12 protein-coding genes and 2 rRNA genes (1 of these 14 cut by a window edge) are annotated in these 15,413 nt (G+C 69.8%); 7 read left to right on the forward strand and 7 right to left on the reverse strand.

All coding sequences use genetic code 11. The features are described 5' to 3' along the window. Positions 1–110: 110 nt before the first annotated feature. From hpf to mtrA, 5 genes are all read right to left on the reverse strand, one after another. Positions 111–806: a ribosome hibernation-promoting factor, HPF/YfiA family gene (gene hpf / locus OG737_RS10810; RefSeq protein ID WP_328925988.1), complete on the reverse strand. Its 696-nt coding sequence runs from the start codon at positions 804–806 to the stop codon at positions 111–113. A 311-nt stretch (positions 807–1,117) separates the two neighbouring features. After that, on the reverse strand, positions 1,118–1,813 hold the full coding sequence (locus OG737_RS10815) for a phosphoribosyltransferase family protein (RefSeq protein ID WP_328925989.1): 696 nt from the start codon (positions 1,811–1,813) through the stop codon (positions 1,118–1,120). A gap of 65 nt (positions 1,814–1,878) precedes the next feature. Then, positions 1,879–3,771 (reverse strand): LpqB family beta-propeller domain-containing protein, encoded by a 1,893-nt coding sequence (locus tag OG737_RS10820; protein WP_405679865.1) that lies wholly within the window; start codon positions 3,769–3,771, stop codon positions 1,879–1,881. After that, a complete protein-coding gene (gene mtrB / locus OG737_RS10825; RefSeq protein ID WP_405679863.1) occupies positions 3,737–5,698 on the reverse strand; it encodes an MtrAB system histidine kinase MtrB in 1,962 nt (653 codons plus the stop codon). The genes OG737_RS10820 and mtrB overlap by 35 nt, the downstream gene beginning before the upstream one ends. A 1-nt stretch (position 5,699) precedes the next feature. Continuing rightward, on the reverse strand, positions 5,700–6,389 hold the full coding sequence (gene mtrA / locus OG737_RS10830) for a two-component system response regulator MtrA (RefSeq protein ID WP_200904315.1): 690 nt from the start codon (positions 6,387–6,389) through the stop codon (positions 5,700–5,702). A gap of 234 nt (positions 6,390–6,623) precedes the next feature. On the opposite strand from mtrA, the gene OG737_RS10835 reads away from it, so the two are divergent. Genes OG737_RS10835 through OG737_RS10865 form a run of 7 tightly spaced genes read left to right on the forward strand, consistent with a single transcriptional unit; the run spans position 6,624 to position 12,556 of the window. Continuing rightward, the gene (locus OG737_RS10835) at positions 6,624–7,859 is read left to right on the forward strand and encodes a hypothetical protein (RefSeq protein WP_405921468.1); all 1,236 of its coding nucleotides are present in this window, start codon (positions 6,624–6,626) and stop codon (positions 7,857–7,859) included. Between the two features lie 7 nt (positions 7,860–7,866). After that, positions 7,867–8,547, forward strand: coding sequence for a DUF4129 domain-containing protein (locus OG737_RS10840; RefSeq protein WP_405921469.1), 681 nt, complete (start codon positions 7,867–7,869; stop codon positions 8,545–8,547). Continuing rightward, positions 8,544–9,800, forward strand: coding sequence for a DUF4350 domain-containing protein (locus tag OG737_RS10845; RefSeq protein ID WP_405921470.1), 1,257 nt, complete (start codon positions 8,544–8,546; stop codon positions 9,798–9,800). Before OG737_RS10840 ends, OG737_RS10845 begins: the two co-directional genes overlap by 4 nt. Continuing rightward, positions 9,797–10,783, forward strand: coding sequence for a MoxR family ATPase (locus OG737_RS10850; RefSeq protein WP_328925995.1), 987 nt, complete (start codon positions 9,797–9,799; stop codon positions 10,781–10,783). The genes OG737_RS10845 and OG737_RS10850 overlap by 4 nt, the downstream gene beginning before the upstream one ends. Beyond that, positions 10,783–12,093: a DUF58 domain-containing protein gene (locus tag OG737_RS10855; protein WP_405921471.1), complete on the forward strand. Its 1,311-nt coding sequence runs from the start codon at positions 10,783–10,785 to the stop codon at positions 12,091–12,093. Before OG737_RS10850 ends, OG737_RS10855 begins: the two co-directional genes overlap by 1 nt. Positions 12,094–12,146: 53 nt before the next feature. After that, a complete protein-coding gene (locus OG737_RS10860) occupies positions 12,147–12,290 on the forward strand; it encodes a hypothetical protein (protein WP_328925997.1) in 144 nt (47 codons plus the stop codon). After that, positions 12,290–12,556: a Uma2 family endonuclease gene (locus OG737_RS10865; protein ID WP_405921472.1), complete on the forward strand. Its 267-nt coding sequence runs from the start codon at positions 12,290–12,292 to the stop codon at positions 12,554–12,556. The genes OG737_RS10860 and OG737_RS10865 overlap by 1 nt, the downstream gene beginning before the upstream one ends. Positions 12,557–12,649: 93 nt before the next feature. Here the strand turns inward: OG737_RS10865 and rrf are convergent. Further along, positions 12,650–12,766: ribosomal RNA gene (gene rrf, locus OG737_RS10870) — 5S ribosomal RNA — on the reverse strand. Between the two features lie 76 nt (positions 12,767–12,842). Further along, positions 12,843–15,413, reverse strand: a 23S ribosomal RNA gene (locus OG737_RS10875); it runs 552 nt beyond the window's last position.

The following is a 15,413-nucleotide window of genomic DNA, read 5'->3' on the forward strand; positions in this document are numbered from 1 at the left end:
GCGCGGGGGCCGACGATGACTGCCCGGCGCATACTCGCCACACAGGAGGCCCGCACAAGAGGCCCCCGCGGGGCGCCGGAGCGTCCCGCGGGGGGCGGTGAATGATGTGCTCAGCCGCCGAGCGCGCCCCCGGCACCGCCGCGGGGCTGCTCCGAGCTGGAAGCCCCGTCGGGGTTCACGTGGATCACGCCGTAGTCGTACGCGTGACGTCGGTAGACGACGCTGGGCAGCTTCGTCTCGGAGTCGACGAACAGATAGAAGTCGTGGCCGACCAGTTCCATTTCGTAGAGTGCCTGGTCGAGCGACATGGGTGCGGCCGAGTGGGTCTTCTCGCGGACGATGAGCGGGCCTTCGCCCTGGACTTCCAGCGATCCGATCCGGGTGGTCGGGATCGCGTCCGCCTTCTCCGCGGTGACCGGCTCGCCGTTCCCGTTCAGGGTGGCGGCGTCCGGTACCACGTCGGCGACCTCCGCCGCCGAGATCCGGCCGCTGCCGCGGCGGGTGTGGCGCTTGTCGTGCTGCTTGCGCAGCCGGGCCTCCAGCTTGTCCTGAGCCAGGTCCAACGCCGCGTACGCGTCTGCGGCGGCGGCCTCGGCACGGATCACCGGGCCCCGCGAACGCAAAGTGATCTCCACGCGGTCGGAACGGTCGGCCTGGCGCGGGTTGTGCTCCTTGGACACCTCGACGTCCAAGCTGATCACCTTGGCGTCGAGCTTCTGGATCCGCTCCGGATTCAGCTTCTCGGCCACGTGCTTGCGGAACCGGTCGGGCACCTCGGTCTTGCGGCCCTTGACGACGATGTCCACGCAGAACTCCGTTCCCGGATAGCTCCGCCCGACAGGGCGAAGCGTCTCCCTTTCGCACCAGACTCCGGTGAAGGCCGGAGCCTCGGACTTGGCGACTTTCACCTCCTCCTCCCCCATCGGCAAGATCTACACCCCACCGACTTCGGAGTCGAGAGACAGCGATGCGTGGGGCCTTAAGGCTCGCCAGTCCTCACAACCGAACATATCCCTCTATGACGGTTGTCGGCACCCGCTACCGGAACGTACTTCCGTTCAGGTGGCCGTTCCCTCTTACTACCTGCAACGATGGGCCTTCCCCGGCAGTTCCAAATCTATTCACGGGATTTTTGGTCTGTCTGAGTTGCGGCCACCACCGCCGCCCGCAGGCCCGCCACGCCCTGCGGATCCGCGGCACGCACCGCCCTGGCCGCCTCCGCCAGCGTCGCCCCGGTGGTGATCAGGTCGTCCACGAGCACGACCGCCGCCCCGCCGGTCAGCCGCGCCCCGCCCCGGCACACCTCCAGGGCCCCGGAGAGGTTCTCCCGGCGCTGCCGGGCCCCCAGCCCCGCCTGGTCCGCCACCGCCCGCCGCAGCCGCAGTACGGGCGCCACGCGCGCGGGCACACCGGCCCGCCGCAGCCGGCCCGCCGCGGCGAAGGCGATCCTGCGCGCCGGGTCGTGCCCGCGCGCCCGGACCTGCCGCCGCGCCGACGGGACCGGCACCAGAGCCACCTCCCCCGCCCCACCCGCCCGCACCGCCGCCGCCAGGGCGGCGCCGAGCGCCCCGGCCAGGGGCAGCGCCCCGCGCTCCTTGTGCGCCAGCAGGACAGCCCGTACGGGCCCCTCGTACACGGCGGCCGCATGGACCACCGGCAGCCCCTCAGGCCGCGGAAACGGCCTCGCCCGCGCCGCGACGGCTCCGCTCAGCGCCTCCCGGCAGCCGACGCACAGCAGTACCCGGGACGCTCCGCAGCCCGCGCAGTCGACCGGCAGGACCAGCCCGGCCAGCTCCTGCCACAACCCCCGCATGCGTCCACTCTGCCGACCGCCCACGGGCGCCCGCCACCCCTGTGGACAACGGGCGCGGAAGCAGGTCAGCCCGGATACACCGGAGCCCGGCCGCCCGCCATCACCGTGCGCCACTGCGCCCCCGGCGGCAGCCACACGATCCCGTCGTCCTCGGAGAAGGCCACCACCGGCTTCGGCTTCGACTCGTCCTCCGTGGCGGCCACCGCGACCTCGATCAGCCCCGTGGCCCCCGGCAGACCCGCCGCGACCAGCGAGCCGTCCGCGAGCATGTAGCGGGCCTGCACGATCCCACCGCTCTCCCGGCCCACGACCAGCAGCCGGCCCCTCGGCGCCCAGCTCATCGCCGTCACGTCCGCCATCTGCGGAGCCGCCGGGCGCAGCTCGCGCACCGACACCGCCGAGACGTCACCCTTGCCGTCGGGCCGCTCGATCCGCCCGACGTACAGGTTCTTGCGGGCGCCGTCCCGCTGCACGAGCAGCGCGATCCGCACCCCGTCCGAGGACGCCTTCAGCGAGGTGATCCGCCCGCCGTCCAACCCGGCCACCTGGACCTTCTCCGGAACCCCGGTACCGCCGGGCACCCGCCACAGCCCCAGGTGCTGCGGATCCTGGTCGGCGAACCACAGGTCGCCCGCCGCGTCCCAGCTGGGCGCGGTCAGCGTGTTCGGCTTGTTCGGCTTGCCCGGGTACACCGGCTGCGGCATGGGACCGGACCCGGACATCGACACGACGTACAGCCCGTGCCCGTCCTGCGAGACCACGGCCGCGCGCCGCTCGTCGTACGACACGGCGGCCGAGAGGACCTTGAACCCCGGCGGGGTGGCCAGCGGCCCCGGCACCGGCTCGGGCTTGTTCTGCTGGACCTCGCTCGAAATGTCGAGCTTCAGCCGGACCAGCCGGTCCGCGTCGTCGACGAAGTACTGGTACTCGGGGATCTTCGGCCGGTTGGCGATCGCCGCGGCGCTCACCTCGGTCACCGAACACAGCGAGGACGACTTGCCGTCGGAGCGCAGCAGTTCGACCTGTTCGAGCCGGGAACCCGTCAGATCCTTGACCGTGTAGAGGAGTTGGGTGGCCATCTTCCGGCACTGCGGCTGCGCGACGTTGTCGGCCTTGTCGTTGAGCGGCACGCGCAGCGTGTTCTGGCCGTCGTACGAAAGGGACTTGGTGCCCGGCCGCAGTTCCGTGCCGCTCGGGAAACTGGACTCGACGACCGGGCTGAGCCACCTGGACGGCCCGGCCAGCAGCGACTGCACCGTCTGCGTGGTGGGGTCCATCCGCGAGTCGGGGTCGCTGCGCTGGCGCACGTACACGGGGTCGGCGACCAGGCTGTCGCCCGCGAAGTAGTACTTGTTGACCGGCATGTAGATCCGCTGGAAGTCGGACTCGCTCAGCACGAGGCTGCGCGGCGGAGTCGCGATCCGCCACTGCTTGTCCTCCTGGACCAGCTGGAGGAACTCCTCGAACGCCCCGCCGCCGGTCTCCGGCTGGTACGCGCTGCGCTCGTCCACGGTCGCCAGCTTCTTGCCGGTCACCTTCCAACGCGGCCCGTCGGGGTCCTTCTCGCCGCGGACCGGGGACCGGTCGAGGCCGCCCCTGAGCACGGTGACGGCGGAGCCGGGCTTCCAGCTCTTGGCCTGCTCCTGCGTGAGGTACTTGCGAGCCGTCTCCAGCTGCGGGTCGTCGCTGGTCATCGCCTCCAGGAAGCCGTCGACGATCTCGGCCGCACTGGCCTTGTCGGCGGGCGGTACGCCGAACACCCGGACCTGGGAGTCGACGCCCTGCGAGCCCTGCACCGAGCGGATCTCACCGTGGTCGGGCATCGAGGCGCACCCCGCCAGCAGCAGCCCGGCGACACCGAGGGCGTACGCCCGCACGGTGCGCCACCGCCTGCCCCGTGTCCGGGCGCGTGCGGCCCTGGCCTCAGCGTCCACGGGCATCGCCATCGGCGTCGGCATCGGTTCGATCCTCCTGTGGTGCCTGCTCGGCCGGCCGGGCCACGACCCTGGCTCCGTTGCCCGGCAGGGCCGTCGGGTCGGCGGGTACGGGCAGCGCGCCGGCGACCGGCGACCGCGGCGGTATCGGCGACCGGTCGCCGCCGTCCGCCGGCTGCCGGTCCGCCGGACTGCCCGCGGCATCGGCGGCGGCCCTGGCCCGGTTGGCCCGGGAGTCCTCGGGTTCCAGCGGGATGGGCGAGCCCCGCAGCGGCTCGTCGGCCGTGCGCGGCAGGGTCAGGCGGAACTGTGAGCCGCCGCCCGGCTCGCCCCACGCCTGGAGCCAGCCGCCGTGCAGCCGGGCGTCCTCGACGGCGATGGACAGACCGAGGCCGGTGCCGCCCGTCGTACGGGCCCGCGCCGGGTCGGCCCGCCAGAAGCGGTTGAAGACGCGGGTGGCCTCGCCGGGCTTGAGCCCGACGCCGTAGTCCCGAACGGCGACCGCGACGGCCCCGCCCGCGGACGCCAGCCGGACCACCACATCACGTCCCTCGCCGTGCTCCACGGCGTTGACGACCAGATTGCGCAGCACCCGCTCCACCCGCCGGGCATCCGCCTCGGCGATGACCGGCTGGGTGTCGCCGAGGACCCGGATCCGGGTCCCCTTGTGCTCGGCGAGCGGCTCGGCACCGTCGATGACCCGGCGTACGACGTCGCGCAGGTCGATCGGCTCGGCCTCCAGCGCCGCCGCGCCCGCGTCGAACCGGCTGATCTCCAGCAGGTCGGCGAGGAGCGACTCGAACCGGTCGAGCTGCCCGGCGAGCAGTTCGGCGGAGCGCGCGGTGACCGGGTCGAAGTCGACCCGGGCGTCGTGGATGACGTCCGCGGCCATCCGTACGGTCGTCAGCGGGGTGCGCAGCTCGTGCGAGACGTCCGAGACGAACCGGCGCTGCATCCGCGACAGCTCCTCCAGCTGCTGGATCTTGAGCTGCAGGTTCTGCGCCATCTTGTTGAAGGCCTCACCCAGGCGGGCGATGTCGTCCTCGCCGGTGACCTTCATCCGCTCCTGGAGACGGCCCGCCGAAAGCCGCTCGGCGATCCCGGCGGCCATCCGTACGGGGGTCACGACCTGGCGCACGACGAGCCAGGCGATGCCGCAGAGCAGGACGACGACGAACAGGCCCGCGGTCACGATGGTGACCTTGATCAGGTTGAGGGACTCCTCCTCCTGCGTGAGCGGGAAGAGGTAGTACAGGTCGTACGGGTCCCCGTTGATGTCGGTGAGCCGCTTGCCCACGACCAGCGCGGCCTCGGGCGTCTTCTCCCCGGCCCCGGCGGTGTACCGGATCTCGGAGAAGGTCTTGAAGGTACCGGCGGAGTGGTTGACGGCCCGGCGCAGCGCGATCGGCACGCTGGCGGCCGGATCCACGTTGCCCGAGGCGCGGGCGCCCTTGACCCCCTGCGTGCCGGGCATGACCTGCTCGCCGGTGCCCGCGCCGAGCGCGACCACCTCGAAGGCGGACTGGCCGCCACTGGCGAGCTGCTTGACCAGCGAGTTCATCCACGTACTGGCATCGAGCCCGACCTTGTTGTCGGCGGCGTCGGGCCCGTCCACGCTCGCGGGGGCGTTGGCCTTCTCCTGTGCGACCGCGAACCCGCCCGCGGCCTGGCTCTGCGCCGCCTCCTCCTTGACGTCGAGGAGGCCCTTGCTGACCTGGGCTATGACGACGAAGCCCAGGGCGAGGACCACGGCGAGCGAGATCAGCAGCGTGGCGGCGACGACCCGGAGCTGGATGTTGCGACGCCACAGCCGGACAGCCGGAAGCAGCGGCCGGCGCAGAAGACGCACGAACAGCCGCAGCACAGGGCCGCCGGGCGCTCCGTCCTGGAGCAGCCGGCCGCCCCTCAGCGCTCCCCAGCGGGAACCGGCCCGGTCCCTGCCGGACTGCACGTCAGCTGGGTCCGGCCTTGTAGCCGACACCGCGCACCGTCACGACGATCTCGGGGCGCTCCGGGTCCTTCTCGACCTTGGAGCGCAGGCGCTGCACGTGCACGTTGACCAGCCGGGTGTCCGCCGCGTGCCGGTAGCCCCAGACCTGCTCCAGCAGCACCTCACGGGTGAAGACCTGCCAGGGCTTGCGCGCGAGCGCGACCAGCAGGTCGAACTCGAGCGGGGTCAGGGCGATGGAGGCGCCGTCCCGCTTGACCGAGTGCCCGGCCACGTCGATGACGAGGTCACCGATGGTCAGCTGCTCGGGAGCGGGCTCCTCCGACCGGCGCAGGCGGGCCCGGATGCGGGCCACCAGCTCCTTCGGCTTGAACGGCTTGACGATGTAGTCGTCGGCGCCGGACTCCAGGCCTACGACGACGTCGACCGTGTCGCTCTTCGCCGTGAGCATCACGATCGGCACGCCCGACTCGGCCCTGATCAGCCTGCACACCTCTATGCCGTCCCGTCCGGGCAGCATGAGGTCGAGCAGTACCAGATCGGGCTTCGCCTCCCGGAAGGCAGCCAGCGCCTTGTCACCGTCCGCTACGAACGACGGCTCAAAACCTTCTCCACGCAGCACAATGCCGAGCATCTCGGCCAGCGCGGTGTCGTCGTCGACGACAAGGACTCGTCCCTTCATGCTTGACATCATCCCATTAGCTAATCGTTACCTGGCGGTGAGCTGTCCCACAGCCAAAAGGGCTGGAAATCGCCCCTCGGACCTGCGTGGAGATCAGGTCAACCAGTCTGCCCCGGATCCGGGTGACAATTGAAGGTACGGGCTGTCGAGGATCCGGGGGGACGGCTGGTCCGTTCGTGGAGCTCACGTGGCACGATGGCAGCGACCAGCGCCCCCGCCGCAGCAGGTGCACGTGAAGGAGCGACGATGAACGACTCTCCGGGCTGGGCTTCGCCCGGATCCTCTCCGTCCGACGGCGAGCGACCAGGGGCACCCTCCGATCAGCAGGCTTCCGGCGACTCCAAGTGGTCCGCCGAGCAGCCGCCGCCGGGAGACTGGTCCAGCCCGGCCGCCGGCCCGACACCGCCTCCGCAGGCACCGCCGCAGCAGGGCCAGGGCTGGGGACCGTACGGCGGCCAGCAGCACGCAGGCCAGTACGGAAGCCCGTACGGCGGCCAGTACGGCTACCCGGGCGGCCCCGGCCAGTGGGGCAAGCCCCCGGCCGCCAAGCCCGGCGTGATCCCGCTGCGCCCGCTGGACATGGGCGAGATCCTCGACGGCGCGGTCGCCACCATGCGTGCCCACTGGCGCTCGGTGCTGCCGATCACGCTGGTCGTGGCCACGGTGGTGCAGGTGATGAGCGTGCTCCTGCAGAAGTACGTGATGTCCGACCTGGCCCTCGCCGCGGACCCCGCGGCGGACATCGAGCAGACGATCAACACCCTGGGCACCGCCTCGGCGGTCTCGTTCGGAGCCGTTTTCATCCAGGCCCTCGGGGGCATCGTGGCCACCGCGATGCTCACGATGATCTTCAGCCGGGCGGTCCTCGGCAACACCTCCACGGTCTCCGCCGCCTGGCGCGAGGCCCGTCCGCAGCTGCTGCGCCTGTTCGGACTGACGCTGCTGATGGGATTCGGCTTCGCCCTCCTCGTCGTCGTGCTGATCGTGCCCGGCATCCTCGCCCGGAGTGTGGGACTGGCCGTCCTCGGCGGCTTCGCCGCGCTCCCGCTGGCCATCTGGCTGTGGACCAAGTACAGCCTGGCCTCGCCCGCCCTGATGCTGGAGAAGGGCACCGTCTTCAAGTCCCTCGGCCGCTCCTCCAAGCTCGTCAAGGGCGCGTGGTGGCGCATCTTCGGCATCACGCTCCTCACCAGCATCATCACCGGCATCATCGCGGCGATCATCGTCTGGCCGCTGACGTTCCTCGGCGTCGCCCTCTTCGGCGGCGGCATGGGCGGCCTGCAGGCCGGCACGGCCTCCACCGCCTGGGGAGCGCTCATCCTCTCCGGCATCGGCGCGATCATCGCGCAGACCATCGTGATGCCCATGCAGTCGGGCGTCACCGTCCTCCTCTACGTGGACCAGCGCATCCGCCGCGAGGGGCTCGACCTGGAGCTCGCCCGGGCCGCAGGCGTCGAGAACTACGGCACGACCGGAGGCTGACACACCGATGATGAGTACGGGGGGCCTCATCACCCGCGCCACGGCGCTCCTGCCGGGCACGGCGACACCACCGGTGACGACACCGCGCGAGCCCGCCCAGGAGGCGGCCGAGCGCGAACTGTCCAAGCCCATCTACCACCAGAACGACCCGGGGCTGCTGGACCGCGCCCTGCGCAAGTTCTTCGCGTGGCTCGACGACCTGTTCGGCGCCGCCTCCGGGGCGACCCCCGGCGGCGGGCTCGGCGTCGTCGTGATCGTCCTCCTGGTCGTCCTGGCCGTCGGCGCCCTGTGGTGGCGGCTCGGCTCCCCCAGCCGGGCCGTCTCCGGCGCGGGCGTCCTCTTCGACGAGGGCATCCGCAGCGCCGCCGACCACCGCACGGCCGCCGAGGCCCACGCCGCCGCGGGCCGCTGGACCGAAGCCGTCCAGGAGCGCATGCGCGCCGTCGTCCGCTCCCTGGAGGAGCGGACCCTGCTCGACCCCCGGCCGGGCCGCACCGCCGACGAGGCCGCGGCCGAAGCCGCCGTCTGCCTCCCGGACCACGCCGGGGACCTCCGCGCGGCCGCCCGTACCTTCGACGACGTCACCTACGGCGGCCGCACCGCCGACGCCGACGCGTACGCCCGCATGCGCGCCCTCGACCTCACCCTGGACCGCGCCAAGCCGCTCCTGACGGGACCCACCGCATGACCGGCCCCATCCCCGGCCCGACCACGCCCAGCACCGGTGCCGGCGGAAGCGTCGCCCCTGCCGCGACCGCGGCCCCCCGCGCCGGCCGGGCGCAGCGGATACGGCGGACGCGGCGCGTCCTGGCCTTCCTCGCCGTGCTCGCCGTCGGCGGACTCGCCCTCGCCGCCCTCGACTCCGGCACCCGCCACGGCACGCTCGACCCCCGCTCCGCCGACCCCTACGGCAGCCGGGCCGTCGCCGAGCTCCTGGGGGACCGCGGTGTCACCACCCGCGTCGTGACCACCGCCCGCGAGGCCGCCGACGCGGCCGGCCCCCGCACCACCCTCCTGGTCACCGACCCCGATCTCCTCGGCACCACCCAGCGCGGCGTCCTGCGCTCGGCCATGGACCTCTCCGGGGGCCGAACCGTCCTCCTCTCCCCGGGCGGCCACAGCCTCACCGACCTCGCCCCCGGCGTGCACACGAAGGGCGACGCCGCGTCGGACACCCTCGCCCCGGCCTGCACCCTGCCCGCCGCCGCCTCCGCAGGCCGCGCGGGCACCGGCGGCGGCCTCCGCTACACCACCACCCTCCCCCGGGCCACCGCCTGCTACCCCAGCGACGGCCACCCCACCCTCCTCGTCCTCCCCACCGGCACCCCCGGCGGCGACACCGTCCTCCTTGGCGCCGGGACGATCCTGCTCAACGAGAGCCTCGCCGAGGAGGGCAACGCCTCCCTCGCCCTCCAACTCCTCGGCTCCCGCCCGGACCTCGTCTGGTACATGCCGTCCCTCGCGGACTCCGACCCCGACCCCGCGACCCGCTCCGGCGAGGACAAGTCCCTCTTCGACCTCATCCCGGCCGGCTGGTCCTGGGCCCTGCTCCAGCTCTTCGTGGCCGCCGTCCTCGCCGCCCTCTGGCGCGCCCGCCGCCTCGGCCCCCTCGTCACCGAGAAGCTGCCGGTCGTCATCCGCGCCTCCGAGGCCACCGAGGGCCGCGCCCGCCTCTACCGAAAGGCCGGGGCCCGCGACCGCGCCGCCACCGTGCTGCGCGCCGCCACCCGCGAACGCCTGGCCGCACTGCTCGGCGTACCGCACACCCAGGCCCACGACCCGTCCGCGCTGACGCCCGCCGTCTCCGCCCGACTCACCGGCGAGCCGCAGACCAGGGACGTTTCCGCCCTGCTCTTCGGCCCCACCCCCTCCGACGACGCGGCACTCGTCGCGCTCGCCGACCACCTCGACGCCCTCGAAAGAGAGGTCCGTACGTCATGACGTACCCGGCCACCGAGTCCACGGCTGCGACCGCGGACAGCGCCCGCGCTTCCCTCGAAGCGCTCCGCACCGAGATCGGCAAGGCCGTGGTCGGTCAGGACTCCGCCGTCACCGGCCTCGTCGTCGCGCTCCTGTGCCGCGGCCACGTGCTCCTCGAAGGCGTCCCCGGCGTCGCCAAGACCCTCCTCGTACGGGCCCTCGCCGCGTCCCTCGAACTCGACACCAAGCGCGTCCAGTTCACCCCGGACCTGATGCCCAGTGATGTCACCGGCTCCCTCGTCTACGACGCGCGCACCGCCGAGTTCTCCTTCCAGAACGGCCCGGTCTTCACCAACCTCCTCCTCGCGGACGAGATCAACCGGACCCCGCCCAAGACCCAGTCCTCCCTCCTCGAAGCGATGGAGGAACGCCAGGTCACGGTCGACGGCACGGCGCGCCCGCTCCCGGAGCCCTTCCTCGTCGCCGCCACCATGAACCCCCTCGAGTACGAGGGCACGTACCCGCTCCCGGAAGCCCAGTTGGACCGCTTCCTCCTCAAGCTCACCGTGCCCCTCCCCTCCCGCGCGGACGAGATCGGCGTCCTGACCCGGCACGCCGCCGGCTTCAACCCCCGCGACCTGCACGCCGCGGGCATCCGCCCGGTGGCCGGACCCGCGCAGCTCGAAGCCGCCCGCGAGGCCGTCTCCAAGGTCTCGGTCTCCCCCGAGATCGCCGGCTACGTCGTCGACATCTGCCGCGCCACCCGCGAATCGCCGTCCCTCACCCTCGGCGTCTCCCCGCGCGGTGCGACCGCCCTTCTGGGCACCGCCCGCGCCTGGGCCTGGCTCACCGGCCGCGACTACGTCACCCCGGACGACGTCAAGGCCCTCGCCCTGCCGACGCTCCGCCACCGCGTCCAGCTGCGCCCGGAAGCGGAGATGGAGGGAGTCACCGCCGACGCCGTCATCACGGCGATCCTCTCCCACGTCCCCGTCCCGCGCTGATGGCCCTCACCGGACGCGCCGCCCTGCTGGCGGCCCTCGGCAGCATCCCCGTCGGCATCCTCGAACCGAGCTGGACGGGGATGCTCGCGGTCAACGGCCCGCTCGCGCTGGCCTGCGCGGTCGACTACGCCCTGGCGGCGCCCGTCCGCTCCCTCGGCCTGACCCGCTCGGGCGACACCTCGGTCCGCCTCGGCGAACGGGCGGACGTCCACCTCACCGTCACCAACCCGAGCCGCCGCACGCTGCGGGCCCACGTCCGCGACGCCTGGCCCCCCAGCAGCTGGGTCCCGGGCACGGAGACGGCCGCCTCCCGCCACGAGGTCGTGGTCCCCGCGGGCGAACGCCGCCGACTGACCACCCGCCTCCTGCCCACCCGGCGCGGCGACCGCCAGGCCGACCGGGTCACGATCCGCTCGTACGGCCCACTGGGCCTGCTCTCCCGGCAGGGCGCCCACGTCGTCCCGTGGACGGTCCGTGTCCTGCCGCCCTTCACGAGCCGCAAGCACCTGCCGTCCCGGCTGGCCCGCCTGCGCGAACTGGACGGCCGTACGAGCGTCCTGACCCGCGGTGAGGGCACCGAGTTCGACAGCCTCCGCGACTACGTACCCGGCGACGACACCCGCTCCATCGACTGGCGCGCCACGGCCCGCCAGAACAAGGTGGCCGTCCGCACCTGGCGCCCCGAACGCGACCGGCACATCCTGATCTGCCTGGACACCGGCCGCACCTCGGCGGGCCGCGTCGGTGACGCCCCGCGCCTGGACTCGGCGATGGACGCGGCCCTGCTCCTCGCCGCCCTGGCCACCCGCGCCGGCGACCGCGTGGACCTGCTGGCCCACGACCGCCGTCCCCGCGCCCAGGTCCAGGGCCGTCCGGCGGCGGACGTCCTTCCGTCCTTCGTGAACGCGATGGCCCCGCTGGAACCGGAGCTGGTCGAGACCGACTCCCGCACCCTGGTCTCCACCATCCTGCGCAGCGCCCCGCGCCGCTCCCTGGTGGTCCTCCTGACGAGCCTGGACGCGGCCCCGGTAGAAGAGGGCCTCCTGCCCCTCCTGCCGCGCCTCACCCAGCGCCACACGGTCCTCCTGGCCTCGGTGGCCGACCCCCACGTCGCGGAGATGACGACATCCCGCGGCGGCGTGGAGGAGGTCTACGAGGCCGCGGCGGGCACCCAGTCCCAGTCCCAGCGCCGCCGCACCGCCGACCAGCTCGCCCGCCACGGCGTCCACGTGGTCGACGCCACCCCGGACACCCTGGCCCCCGCCCTCGCGGACGCGTACCTGGCCCTGAAGTCCGCCGGCCGTCTCTAGGCTTCACAGCGACGGGGCTGGATACCTCGGTCGGGCACCCCCTGGAGGACACCATGGCCGACTTCACCCCCGAGCAGATGCGCCGCATGCACATCTCCCTCACGATGGTGAGCCCCACGGCTCCCCACAGGCTCAACGTGGTGCGGCTGCGCCGCCAGATCGAGTCCCAGACCCCATCAACTCCCGTGATGTCCTGATGGTGGTGGAGGTCGTCTCACGCACGAACTCGCTCACCGACATCCGCGACAAGCTGCACGATTACCCAAGGATGGGGGTCCCGCTGTACGTCGTCGTAGACCCCCGCAAGGACAAGAAAACCGTCACCGTGCACAGCGACCCCTCAGCGGGGCCCGACGGCATCCGCTTCCGCAAGGCGGTCCCCTACGCCTTTGGGGACACCGTCATTGCCGGCCGCTGGACGCTCGACACGAGCAGCCTCAAAAGCTATCCCGCCGACTGGTGAAGCGCAGGGTCGCGCCAAGCTGCGCGGCCGGTAAACGCAGAAAAGCCCCGCACCGGACCCGTAAAGGTCTGGTGCGGGGCTTCCGCAATGATTGTTCGGCGGCGTCCTACTCTCCCACAGGGTCCCCCCTGCAGTACCATCGGCGCTGAAAGGCTTAGCTTCCGGGTTCGGAATGTAACCGGGCGTTTCCCTAACGCTATGACCACCGAAACACTATGAAATTTGAACGCTGGTGTTTTCACAGCCGTTCGTTATTTCAGAACTAACACAGTGGACGCGAGCAACTGAGGACAAGCCCTCGGCCTATTAGTACCAGTCAGCTTCACCCGTTACCGGGCTTCCACATCTGGCCTATCAACCCAGTCGTCTACTGGGAGCCTTACCCTCTCAAGGAGGTGGGAATACTCATCTTGAAGCAGGCTTCCCGCTTAGATGCTTTCAGCGGTTATCCCTCCCGAACGTAGCCAACCAGCCATGCCCTTGGCAGGACAACTGGCACACCAGAGGTTCGTCCGTCCCGGTCCTCTCGTACTAGGGACAGCCCTTCTCAATATTCCTACGCGCACAGCGGATAGGGACCGAACTGTCTCACGACGTTCTAAACCCAGCTCGCGTACCGCTTTAATGGGCGAACAGCCCAACCCTTGGGACCGACTCCAGCCCCAGGATGCGACGAGCCGACATCGAGGTGCCAAACCATCCCGTCGATATGGACTCTTGGGGAAGATCAGCCTGTTATCCCCGGGGTACCTTTTATCCGTTGAGCGACGGCGCTTCCACAAGCCACCGCCGGATCACTAGTCCCGACTTTCGTCCCTGCTCGACCCGTCGGTCTCACAGTCAAGCTCCCTTGTGCACTTACACTCAACACCTGATTGCCAACCAGGCTGAGGGAACCTTTGGGCGCCTCCGTTACCCTTTGGGAGGCAACCGCCCCAGTTAAACTACCCATCAGACACTGTCCCTGATCCGGATCACGGACCGAGGTTAGACATCCAGCACGACCAGAGTGGTATTTCAACGGCGACTCCACAACCACTGGCGTGGCTGCTTCAAAGTCTCCCACCTATCCTACACAAGCCGAACCGAACACCAATATCAAACTGTAGTAAAGGTCCCGGGGTCTTTCCGTCCTGCTGCGCGAAACGAGCATCTTTACTCGTAGTGCAATTTCACCGGGCCTATGGTTGAGACAGTCGAGAAGTCGTTACGCCATTCGTGCAGGTCGGAACTTACCCGACAAGGAATTTCGCTACCTTAGGATGGTTATAGTTACCACCGCCGTTTACTGGCGCTTAAGTTCTCAGCTTCGCACACCCGAAAGTGCACTAACCGGTCCCCTTAACGTTCCAGCACCGGGCAGGCGTCAGTCCGTATACATCGCCTTACGGCTTCGCACGGACCTGTGTTTTTAGTAAACAGTCGCTTCTCGCTGGTCTCTGCGGCCACCCCCAGCTCACGGAGCAAGTCCGATCACCAGTGATGGCCCCCCTTCTCCCGAAGTTACGGGGGCATTTTGCCGAGTTCCTTAACCATAGTTCACCCGAACGCCTCGGTATTCTCTACCTGACCACCTGAGTCGGTTTAGGGTACGGGCCGCCATGAAACTCGCTAGAGGCTTTTCTCGACAGCATAGGATCATCCACTTCACCACAATCGGCTCGGCATCAGGTCTCAGCCTTAATGAGGGACGGATTTGCCTACCCCTCGGCCTACACCCTTACCCCGGGACAACCACCGCCCGGGCTGGACTACCTTCCTGCGTCACCCCATCGCTTACCTACTACAAGTCTGGTTCGTCGGCTCCACCACTTTCCTTTCCCCGAAGGGTCCGGAACGGCTTCACGGACTTAGCATCGCCTGATTCGATATTGGGCGTTTCAAAGCGGGTACCGGAATATCAACCGGTTGTCCATCGACTACGCCTGTCGGCCTCGCCTTAGGTCCCGACTTACCCTGGGCAGATCAGCTTGACCCAGGAACCCTTAGTCAATCGGCGCACACGTTTCTCACGTGTGTATCGCTACTCATGCCTGCATTCTCACTCGTGAACCGTCCACAACTAGCTTCCGCTGCTGCTTCACCCGGCACACGACGCTCCCCTACCCATCACAGCGGGCGTTGGCCCTATTGCTGCAATGACACGACTTCGGCGGTACGCTTGAGCCCCGCTACATTGTCGGCGCGGAATCACTTGACCAGTGAGCTATTACGCACTCTTTCAAGGGTGGCTGCTTCTAAGCCAACCTCCTGGTTGTCTCTGCGACTCCACATCCTTTCCCACTTAGCGTACGCTTAGGGGCCTTAGTCGATGCTCTGGGCTGTTTCCCTCTCGACCATGGAGCTTATCCCCCACAGTCTCACTGCCGTGCTCTCACTTACCGGCATTCGGAGTTTGGCTAAGGTCAGTAACCCGGTAGGGCCCATCGCCTATCCAGTGCTCTACCTCCGGCAAGAAACACACGACGCTGCACCTAAATGCATTTCGGGGAGAACCAGCTATCACGGAGTTTGATTGGCCTTTCACCCCTAACCACAGGTCATCCCCCAGGTTTTCAACCCTGGTGGGTTCGGTCCTCCACGAAGTCTTACCTCCGCTTCAACCTGCCCATGGCTAGATCACTCCGCTTCGGGTCTAGAGCGTGCAACTCAATCGCCCTATTCGGACTCGCTTTCGCTACGGCTTCCCCACACGGGTTAACCTCGCTACACACCGCTAACTCGCAGGCTCATTCTTCAAAAGGCACGCAGTCACGACCGTTGTTCCGAAGAACAACGGCGACGCTCCCACGGCTTGTAGGCACACGGTTTCAGGTACTATTTCACTCCGCTCCCGCGGTACTTTTCACCATTCCCT

The organism is Streptomyces sp. NBC_00122, from assembly GCF_045160845.1.
GTDB lineage: Bacteria > Actinomycetota > Actinomycetes > Streptomycetales > Streptomycetaceae > Streptomyces.

Excerpts from the sequence above, each read along its gene's own strand:
- mtrA (WP_200904315.1), bottom strand. The coding sequence starts at position 6,389 with ATGATGTCAAGCATGAAGGGACGAGTCCTTGTCGTCGACGACGACACC.
- OG737_RS10860 (WP_328925997.1), top strand. The coding sequence starts at position 12,147 with ATGGCCGACTTCACCCCCGAGCAGATGCGCCGCATGCACATCTCCCTC.
- OG737_RS10845 (WP_405921470.1), top strand. The coding sequence starts at position 8,544 with ATGACCGGCCCCATCCCCGGCCCGACCACGCCCAGCACCGGTGCCGGC.
- OG737_RS10850 (WP_328925995.1), top strand. The coding sequence starts at position 9,797 with ATGACGTACCCGGCCACCGAGTCCACGGCTGCGACCGCGGACAGCGCC.
- OG737_RS10840 (WP_405921469.1), top strand. The coding sequence starts at position 7,867 with ATGATGAGTACGGGGGGCCTCATCACCCGCGCCACGGCGCTCCTGCCG.
- OG737_RS10815 (WP_328925989.1), bottom strand. The coding sequence starts at position 1,813 with ATGCGGGGGTTGTGGCAGGAGCTGGCCGGGCTGGTCCTGCCGGTCGAC.
- OG737_RS10855 (WP_405921471.1), top strand. The coding sequence starts at position 10,783 with ATGGCCCTCACCGGACGCGCCGCCCTGCTGGCGGCCCTCGGCAGCATC.
- OG737_RS10820 (WP_405679865.1), bottom strand. The coding sequence starts at position 3,771 with ATGCCGACGCCGATGGCGATGCCCGTGGACGCTGAGGCCAGGGCCGCA.
- OG737_RS10865 (WP_405921472.1), top strand. The coding sequence starts at position 12,290 with ATGGTGGTGGAGGTCGTCTCACGCACGAACTCGCTCACCGACATCCGC.
- OG737_RS10835 (WP_405921468.1), top strand. The coding sequence starts at position 6,624 with ATGAACGACTCTCCGGGCTGGGCTTCGCCCGGATCCTCTCCGTCCGAC.